Below are 3,213 nucleotides of genomic sequence, written 5' to 3'. Positions count from 1 at the left end.
AATTAGTATTGTCTAACTTACCGATAAAGTTAAGAAAATTATAGAAGTTTATTTTTATTTATAATGCTTTACCGCTCATGCTTGCCTTACAACGCCAAATACTTGCTATTTACCATTTAGTTTTGCTTTAATGCACTCACAATAAGGAAGCGTTTGTACATACTTAATATTTTAACTAAAGCAGTACAAATTATTAAACTTACTTTTTAACAGGCAATATAATGATCTTAAATAAAATTAGCCAAGCAATTATGCTCTCTGGTGTCGTTTTTCTTAGCGCATGTTCTGAACAAGCGCCGTCTTCTACCGACAACACAGCCGTAGAGCTTGCTCAAAAAAGCAGTGCACAGTCAGGCCCTAAGCTTATTAATGCAGATAAACAACGTTTAGATATTTACACCGACTTTAGCTTACAAAGTGATTTATCGCACTTAAGCGATAATCAACGAGCAATGGTTGCAAAGCTTATTGACGCTTCAAAAATAATGGATGAGTTATTTTGGAAGCAAGCATTTGGTGAAAATAAAGATGCTTTTTTAGCAAAACTAAACGATGAAAAAGTACGTAAATTTGCTGATATTAACTATGGTCCATGGGATCGTTTAAATGGTGATGAAGCATTTTTATCCAGCTATAAAGAAAAACCTCTTGGCGCACAGTTTTACCCTGCTGATATAACCAAAGAAGAGTTAAACAATGCAGACGTTGAAGACAAAACAGGGCTTTATTCTGTAATTAAGCGTGATGAGCAAGGTAAGCTTTACAGCGTGCCTTATTCAAAAGAATACGCTGATGAGCTTGCAAAAGCCGCTGATATTTTACGTGAAGCAAGCAAACTTGCTGACGATAAAGAATTTGCTAACTATCTAAACTTGCGTGCCGATGCTCTACAAAAAGATGACTTTCAAGTGTCTGACTTTGCTTGGATGGATATGAAAAATAACCCAGTAGATGTGGTTATTGGTCCAATTGAAACTTATGAAGATCAATTATTTGGTTACCGCGCAGCTTATGAATCTTACGTACTTATTAAAGATTTAAAATGGAGCGAACGCTTAGCTAAGTTTGCAGCATTTTTACCTGAGCTTCAAAAAGGCTTACCTGTAGATGCTAAGTACAAACAAGAAGTACCAGGCTCTGACGCCGACCTAAATGCATATGATGTTGTTTACTACGCTGGGCATTCAAACGCAGGTAGTAAAACAATAGCAATTAACTTACCAAACGATGAGCAAGTACAGCTAGAAAAAGGAACTCGTCGTCTGCAACTTAAAAACGCAATGCGTGCTAAATTTGATAAAATTTTAGTGCCAATTTCAGAGCAGTTAATTGTACCAGAGCAGCGTAAACACATTACTTTTGACGCATTTTTTGCCAATACGATGTTCCATGAAGTGGCTCACGGTTTAGGTATTAAAAATACAATTACTGGTAAAGGTACTGTTCGTCAATCACTACAAGAACACGCAAGTGCCCTTGAAGAAGGTAAAGCCGATATTTTAGGTCTATACATGATTGAACAGTTACTTAAAAAAGGCGAAATTACTGAAGGCACTATTGAAGATTATTACACCACCTTCATGGCAGGTATATTCCGCTCAGTTCGTTTTGGAGCATCAAGCGCGCATGGTAAAGCAAATATGATCCGCTTTAACTTTTTTGCTCAAGAAGGTGCTTTTTCTAAAAATGAAGAAGGCTTATACCGCGTTAATATGGAAAAAATGAGCATTGCAATGGCCAAGCTTTCTCGCTTAATTTTAACTCTGCAAGGTGATGGCGATTATGAAAAAGTAGATCAACTAATTGCAACGCATGGCGACATTAAAGAAGAACTTGCTAAAGACTTAGAAAAACTAAGCAAAGCTAATATCCCTGTAGATGTAACATTTAAGCAGGGTAAGGAAGTACTAGGGCTTAAATAAGTTTAGTTAAACTTAGTTAAACCCTAAAAAAGCGTTGCAGCTTAAAACTGCAGCGCTTTTTTTAGCTCTGTGATTTGTAGATCTGTATAAGGCACTGCTGGGTGTTTACCCCATATTGGCGCAGGCCATGCAGCATCACTCGTAAAACGCGCAATATGATGAATATGCAACTGCGGCACCATATTACCTAAAGCCGCTATGTTTAATTTATCAGGTTTAAATACATCCATTAATAATTTACTTAGCTTGGCTGACTCTTTTAAATAAACAATTTGATCATCCTCAGATAAATCAATTATCTCTTTTAAGTTAGCCCGCCTAGGCACTAATACAAACCACGGATACAAGCTGTCGTTCAATAAAAGTACTTTACACAATGGCCAATCGGCAAGTTCTATACAGTCGCGTTTAAGTTCTGGCGCTAGTTTAAATTCAGGGTGAGTCATTGCTATGTCCTACTTTGTCTTTGATAATCGCCACTTTATAGCATTTAGTTGCAGTTGCACACGCTTGGCTTTACCATCAAAGCAATATTTATAATAAGCTAAGGCAACCTTGTGCTAAAAAAAATAAAACACCTCTCACTAGCTATACCGTTAATGGTTGGCGCTATTAGTGTTCAAGCAAAACCTTTATCGCTGGAGCGAATTTTTGACGATCCGAGCCTTTCTGGTAAATCACCTGTACAACTTAAATTTTCGCCTGACGGCAGCCGTGTAACTTACCTACAAGGCAAAAGCGATGACTACAACCGCTACGATTTATGGGAATACAATCTAAAAGATAACACCAACCGTGTGCTAGTTGATTCGGCAAAGTTATTTTCAGGCCCAGAAAACCTATCAGATGAAGAAAAAGCACGCCGCGAACGCCAACGTATTTTTGGTAAAGGCATACTTGAATACAAATGGTCTAAAGATGGCAAAGCACTTTTATTCCCACTCAATGGTGACCTTTATTATTACGATTTAGCCTCAGATAAAAGTAAAAAACTAACCGACACTGAAGCATTTGAAACCGATGCACGCTTTTCACCTAAAGGTAACTACGTATCGTTTATTCGAGAGCAAAACCTTTATGCTTTAGAGCTTGAGTCTGGTAAAGAGATTCAGCTTAGTAAAGATGGCGGCGGCGTAATTAAAAACGGCATGGCCGAATTTGTTGCTCAAGAAGAAATGAGCCGTATGACAGGTTACTGGTGGTCAGGTGATGAAACTAAAATTGCCTATACCCGCGTTGACGAAACCCCTGTAAAAGAAGCTATCCGTAACGAAATTTACGCTGATGAAGT

3 protein-coding genes are annotated in these 3,213 nt (G+C 37.8%); 2 read left to right on the top strand and 1 reads right to left on the bottom strand.

Annotated elements, in window-relative coordinates; genetic code table 11:
• Positions 1 to 221 precede the first annotated feature (221 nt).
• The gene (locus H5072_RS15365; protein WP_039485046.1) at positions 222 to 1,922 is read left to right on the top strand and encodes a dipeptidyl-peptidase 3 family protein; all 1,701 of its coding nucleotides are present in this window, start codon (positions 222 to 224) and stop codon (positions 1,920 to 1,922) included.
• 41 nt (positions 1,923 to 1,963) lie between these two features.
• Here the strand turns inward: H5072_RS15365 and H5072_RS15360 are convergent, their stop codons facing one another.
• Complete coding sequence (locus H5072_RS15360) at positions 1,964 to 2,368, bottom strand: HIT domain-containing protein (protein ID WP_182694016.1); 405 nt, start codon at positions 2,366 to 2,368, stop codon at positions 1,964 to 1,966.
• Positions 2,369 to 2,479: 111 nt separating this feature from the next.
• Here H5072_RS15360 and H5072_RS15355 point away from each other — a divergent pair.
• The coding region (locus tag H5072_RS15355; protein ID WP_182694015.1) for a DPP IV N-terminal domain-containing protein at positions 2,480 to 3,213 on the top strand (734 nt) is incomplete at its 3' end.

Origin of the sequence: Pseudoalteromonas sp. SR45-5 (assembly GCF_014163565.1) — a bacterium.
In the GTDB taxonomy this organism is placed as follows: Bacteria; Pseudomonadota; Gammaproteobacteria; order Enterobacterales; family Alteromonadaceae; genus Pseudoalteromonas; species Pseudoalteromonas distincta.
Note: the sequence above shows the minus strand (reverse complement) of the source record. Positions and strands in the feature narration are given on the sequence as shown.

Coding starts and splice junctions, on each gene's coding strand:
- H5072_RS15365 (WP_039485046.1), top strand. CDS start 222: ATGATCTTAAATAAAATTAGCCAAGCAATTATGCTCTCTGGTGTCGTT.
- H5072_RS15360 (WP_182694016.1), bottom strand. CDS start 2,368: ATGACTCACCCTGAATTTAAACTAGCGCCAGAACTTAAACGCGACTGT.